Origin of the sequence: Kitasatospora sp. NPDC059462, from assembly GCF_042749955.1 — a bacterium.
Lineage (GTDB): Bacteria > Actinomycetota > Actinomycetes > Streptomycetales > Streptomycetaceae > Kitasatospora.
Genome location: NZ_JBHYUU010000315.1, coordinates 1 through 5,520, shown reverse-complemented (window position 1 = coordinate 5,520; position 5,520 = coordinate 1). Strand labels below are relative to the sequence as shown.

The 5,520-nt window shown below is 76.7% G+C and carries 4 protein-coding genes; 2 read left to right on the top strand and 2 right to left on the bottom strand.

The window, feature by feature from the left end:
• Nucleotides 1-291 precede the first annotated feature (291 nt).
• Nucleotides 292-639, top strand: coding sequence for a hypothetical protein (locus tag ACFXAM_RS37580; RefSeq protein ID WP_380298305.1), 348 nt, complete (start codon nt 292-294; stop codon nt 637-639).
• A 207-nt stretch (nt 640-846) separates the two neighbouring features.
• On the opposite strand, the gene ACFXAM_RS37575 is transcribed toward ACFXAM_RS37580, so the two are convergent.
• Nucleotides 847-1,515 carry a hypothetical protein gene (locus ACFXAM_RS37575; RefSeq protein ID WP_380298307.1) on the bottom strand — a complete coding sequence of 223 codons (669 nt, stop codon included), beginning with the start codon at nt 1,513-1,515 and terminating at the stop codon, nt 847-849.
• Nucleotides 1,516-1,848: 333 nt separating this feature from the next.
• Nucleotides 1,849-4,047, bottom strand: coding sequence for a RecQ family ATP-dependent DNA helicase (locus ACFXAM_RS37570; RefSeq protein ID WP_380298303.1), 2,199 nt, complete (start codon nt 4,045-4,047; stop codon nt 1,849-1,851).
• 231 nt (nt 4,048-4,278) lie between these two features.
• On the opposite strand from ACFXAM_RS37570, the gene ACFXAM_RS37565 reads away from it, so the two are divergent.
• On the top strand, nt 4,279-5,520 hold a 1,242-nt coding region (locus tag ACFXAM_RS37565; protein ID WP_380298301.1), incomplete at its 3' end, for a DUF4192 domain-containing protein.

Here is a 5,520-nt window from a genome sequence, read left to right as displayed (position 1 = left end):
CCACGGTCTGGCAGCGGGTGCACGCCGACTCCGAGGAGCGGCTGCGGGCCGCGATCGCCGACCGCTGCCCGCCCGGCACCGACCTGCTGGAGATCCGGCTCGCCGCCGCGGCCGCCACCGCCGCGTCCGACGGCCGCGCGGGCGGACCGACCGGGGCCTTCGCCGCGCCCGAACCCGATCCCCAAGCCCAGCCCTCCGCGACCCGCGCCCCGCCCGGCGCAGGTCGAGGTCCGGCACGTCCCCGCCGCCGAGGCGGAGGCGCTGGACCGCGCGGACGAGACCGTCGACCAATTGCTGGAGTCCGGCCGCGACCCCGGCGCCGTCCTGGTGCTGACGGCCGGCGCGGCGCACCCCTGGCAGCAGCACGAGCTCTCCTTCGGCGAGGAGCGCTACTGGGCGCAGCTCGCCGAGGGCGGCGACGTGTTCTACGCCGACGCCGGGCTGACCCGCCCGGTCCGCCGACCGGTGGTCGTGCTGGTGGTCAACGGCGGCCCGGCCGACCGTGCCGCGGCGGTGTACGCCAAGGCGCTGCAGCACGCCGAGGCGCTGCTGGTGGTCTGCGGCGGCGCCGATCCGGCCGCCGCCGGTCTGCCGCTCGGCGCCACCGGCACTCCGGCTCCGCGCAGGCTGCCCGCCTGAGACCCGTGGCCCGGGACCGCCGGGTGAGTTCCGCGCAGTCCGTGTCCCGGTACCCCCGCGGGTGCCGGGACGCGGCGTTCCTCCAGCCCCTCGCCCGCCGGGTACGGGCGGCGGGGCGGCGGCCCGGCCGGGTGGGTCCGGTGGCGCGGCGCGGGCACGGCGCCGCCCCCGGCGGCCGTCACGGACCGCGGGCGGGTGGACGGGTGGTCAGCGGGTGCCGGTGCGCCGGGCCGGTTCGACCGCCGTGACCCGGGCGGGCCCCCAGGGGCGCTCGGGCTGGCGGGAGTGCGAGGGCCGTTCGCCGCGCTGCGGCCGCTGGGTGCGCGGGGTGTCCCGCGCGGTGCGCGGCGGCAGCTCGGTCACGGTGTGGACCGGTCCCTGCGCCCACGAACCCGCGTGCGGATTGCGCCCGCTCCGTCCGTCGCCGAGGATCTGCCAGCCGGCCGGGGTCAGCGCGACGTACGCCCCGCAGCGCAGCCCGTGCAGTCCGGCCGCGTCCCGCAGGCCCCACATCCAGGCACCGTCCTGCTCCGTCCAGCCGGCCGAGCCCTCGCGGCAGCGCAGCAGGACGGTCGTGCGCCTCGGCGCGGGCAGCCGCAGGTCGTGCGGGGTGACCTGGCGCAGGTGGGTGAGGATCGCGTTGCGGTGCTGCCAGCCGTCCGTGTCGTGCGGCCACGGGGCGAACGAGGCCGAGGCGGTCACCCGGTGCAGCGCGTCCAGGACGGAGACCACCACCGTGCCGGGCTGCGGCAGGTGGCGCCGGTGGAGTTCCAGGACGAAGTCGCGGGGATCGCGGAGCAGCGGGATGCCCGAGGCCGTCCAGGTCTCCAGGTCGAGCACCCGTCTGGGGGCCGGACTCCGGTCGGGGGGATACAGACCTCGGTCGTCTCCGCTGATCACGACCCTCCTTCCCGACCCACGAGTGCGCGGGTGTCCGCGTACGCCAGAGGCATGGTCCAGCGGACCGGGCTCCGGGTACGGTCCAATTCTCAGGGCAGATGGGGCGGAGCGGCAATGATGAAATGATGAACGCCGCCCGAAAGCCCAGGTTCCGGCGGATATGTTCCACGGTCGCCCGGAACCGGCCCTGACATCGCCGGATCGTGATCCGGCCGGGCCGGAGGGCGCTGGCAAGCCTCCCGGACAACTCCGTTCCTCCTTTCCCACGACGCTCTTCCCGGTCCGCGGCACTGCTCCGATCGGGTGTGGTCAGCCCTGGAGGCCCAGCACCAGCGGCAGCACCGCGCCCGCCCCGGCGCGGCGCAGCAGCCGGGCCGCCACGGTGACCGTCCACCCGGAGTCCACCAGGTCGTCCACCAGCAGCACCGGCCCGGCCGCGGCCGCCACCGCCGAGGCCGTCTCCGGCGGCAGGACCAGCGCGCCCGCCACCGAGTTCAGCCGCTGGGCACTGTTGCTGCGCGACCCGTGCGGCGGCTGCCCGGTCGCGTACTCGATCCGCCCGAGCAGCGGCAGCCGTCCGATCTCGGCGATCCTGGCGCCGAGACTGCCGACCAGCTGCGGCCTGGTGGAGGAGGCCATCGTGACCACGCCGACCGGGCGCTCCAGCCGGGTGCCGTCGGCCGTCGCCGGGCCGGCCCAGCCGCCGGGCCCGCGCGCCCAGTCGGCCAGCACGGTGACCAGGGCGTCCACCACCTCGCCGGGGACCGGGCCGTCCGGGGCCTGGTCGGCGAGCAGCGAGCGCAGGCGGGTGCCCCAGCCGATGTCCGAGAGCCGGCCGAGCGCCCGGCCCGTCTCGGCCTGCTCGCCCGCCGGGATGCGGCCCTTGAGCGGGATCCCCAGCGCGTCCATGCCGGTGGGCCAGAGCCGGCGCGGCTCGACGCCGACGCCCGGCCGGCCGAGCGCGGCGCGGGCGGCCTCCAGGGCCTGCTCCGAGACCTCGGGGCCGTGCAGCGGCCCGGCGCAGTTGTCGCACCGGCCGCAGGGCGCCGCCTGCTCGTCGTCCAGCTGGCGGCGCAGGAACTCCATCCGGCAGCCGGTGGCCGTCGCGTACTCGCGCATCGCCCGCTGCTCCGCCTCCCGGGAGGCGGCCACCTTGGCGTAGCGGGCGGCGTCGTACTCCCAGCTCCGGCCGGTGGCCGTCCAGCCGCCCTTGACGCGCCGGACGGCGCCGTCCACGTCGAGGACCTTGAGCATGGTCTCCAGCCGGGTGCGGCGCAGGTCCACCCGGGGCTCCAGCGCGGCGGTGGAGAGCGGCCGGCCGGCCTCGGCGAGTGCGTCGATGGTCCGGCGGACCTGCTCCTCGGGCGGGAAGGCGAGCGAGGCGAAGTAGCGCCAGATCGCCTCGTCCTCGCGGCCGGGCAGCAGCAGCACCTCGGCCCGGTCGACCCCGCGCCCGGCCCGGCCGACCTGCTGGTAGTAGGCGATCGGGGAGCTGGGGGAGCCGAGGTGGACCACGAAGCCGAGGTCCGGCTTGTCGAAGCCCATGCCGAGGGCGGAGGTGGCGACCAGCGCCTTGACCCGGTTGGCCAGCAGGTCGGCCTCGGCGGTGCGGCGCTCGGCGTCCTCGGTGCGGCCGGAGTAGGAGGCCACCGTGAAGCCGCGCTCGCGCAGGAAGGCCGTCACCTCGTCGGCGGCGGCGACCGTGAGGGTGTAGACGATGCCGGAGCCGGGCAGCCGGTCGAGGTGGTCGGCGAGCCAGGCCAGCCGGTGGGCCGGGTCGGGCAGGCTCAGCACGCCGAGGGTGAGGCTCTCGCGGTCGAGCGGGCCGCGCAGGACCAGCGCGTGCTCGTCGCCGGCACCGGTGCCGAGCTGCTCGGCGACGTCGGCGGTGACCCGGGAGTTGGCCGTGGCGGTGGTGGCCAGCACCGGGACGCCCGGCTGGAGCTCGGCGAGCATGGTGCGCAGCCGCCGGTAGTCGGGGCGGAAGTCGTGGCCCCAGTCGGAGATGCAGTGGGCCTCGTCGACCACCAGCAGGCCGGTGGAGGCGGCGAGCTTGGGCAGCACGTGGTCCCGGAAGTCCGGGTTGTTCAGCCGCTCGGGGCTGACCAGCAGGACGTCCACCGATCCGGCGGCGACCTCGGCCTGGACGGCGTCCCACTCGTCGGTGTTGGCGGAGTTGATGGTGCGGGCGTGGATGCCGGCCCGGGCCGCCGAGTCGACCTGGTTGCGCATCAGGGCGAGCAGCGGCGAGACGATCACCGTCGGACCGGCACCGCGCGCCCGCAGCAGGGCGGTGGCGATGAAGTAGACGGCGGACTTGCCCCAGCCGGTGCGCTGCACCACCAGGGCCCGGCGGTGGTCGACGACCAGGGCTTCGATGGCCGTCCACTGGTCCTCGCGGAGGGTGGCGCCCGGGCCGGCCAGCTCGCGCAGGACGGCCTCGGCCCGGGCCCGGACCTCGGCGCGGTCGGCGGCGGTGGCGGTGGTGGGGGTCTTCGACTGCTGCATGGCCCCCATGTAACCCCGAGGAACCGACAAGGGGCGAACGGCGGTGGGCGGGACGCGGGTGCAGCGGAGAGGTGTTTCATCCGTTCTTCTGCTGAACGGCGGCCCGTTTTCCCCCGGACGAGTGGCTCGGCGATACGCCGTTCGGGGGAGGAGTTATTCACAGGCCGGGTTTGTCCACAGATCTGGAAGAATTTTCCGGGGGCTGCGGAGAATTGCGGCAGCCTTCCGGCCATGACCGACGAACCCATCGCGCTCTCCTTCGGCGACGGCCCCGACGGCCGTCCGATCACCATGCGGGGCCCGGCCGACATGGCCGAGGTGCTGCCCTACCTGCTCGGCTTCTTCCCCGACGACAGCATCGTCGCGGTCGGCCTCCAGCCGCCCGGCCTGCACCAGGGCGGGGTGATCCGGCTGGACATCCCCGAGTCGGCCGAGGAGTGGCCGGCCGCCGCCGAGGAGACGGCCGCGCTCCTCGTCCGGCTCTCCGAGCGGCAGGACCGGCGACCGGTCCAGGTCCTCCTCTATCTCTGCCAGGATCCTGCCGGGCCGCCGGGCGGGAGGCACGGCCCGCCGGTGTCCGAGCGGCTGCGGCCGCTCGCGGAGCGGTTGCGGCAGGCCTTCGAGAGGCGGGACGTGCGGGTCAAGGAGTCGCTGTGCGTCTCGGAGGGCCGCTGGTGGTCCTACCTCTGCACGCGGGAGGGCTGCTGCGATCCGTCGGGGCACCCGATCCGCCGCACGCCCGGGCCCGGGCCGGTCGCGGTGGCGGCGACCGTCGCGGGCCTGGCGCCGCGCGGCAGCCGCAAGGAGATCCTCGCCGGGCTGGCCCCGGTCGGCCCGCCGGGAGCGGCCGCCCTGCGGGGGGCCTTCGCCCGGGCGGGAGCCGGGCCGTCGCCGGGGCGGCGGCCGTCGCCCGACCGGCGGGAGCACACCGCGCTGCTCGACGCGGTCGTGGCCGAGTTCATGGCCGGGGCGAGCGTGCTCGACGAGGACCGGACGGCGCGGCTGCTGCTGGCGCTCCAGGACCGGACCGTCCGGGACCGCGCGGCCGAGTACGCCAGACCGGCCGAGCTGGCGCCCGCCCAACGGCTCTGGCGGTTCCTGGTGACCCGGTGCGTGCCGCCCTACGAGAGCTGCGCCGCGCCGCCGCTCACCCTGCTGGCCTGGGTCTCGTGGGTCGCGGGGGACACCGCGACCGCGCGGGTGGTGCTCGGGCACACGCTCCGCCGGCACCCCTCCTACCTGCTCGCGCAGCTGCTGTACGAGTCGTTGAACGGCGGCTTCGCGCCGGACACCCTGCTGGCGACCGTGGAGGCGGAGCGCCGCCGCCGCACCGAGCCGCAGGAGCGGGAACGGGCGGCGGCCGAGGGGCCGGCGGGGGGCGGGGAACCGGAGGCCGGGCCGTCGTCGGATCCGCCCCCGGCGCCCGTCCCGCCCCTCCCGCCCGTCCCCGGCACGGACGGGCCCGCTCCCGGG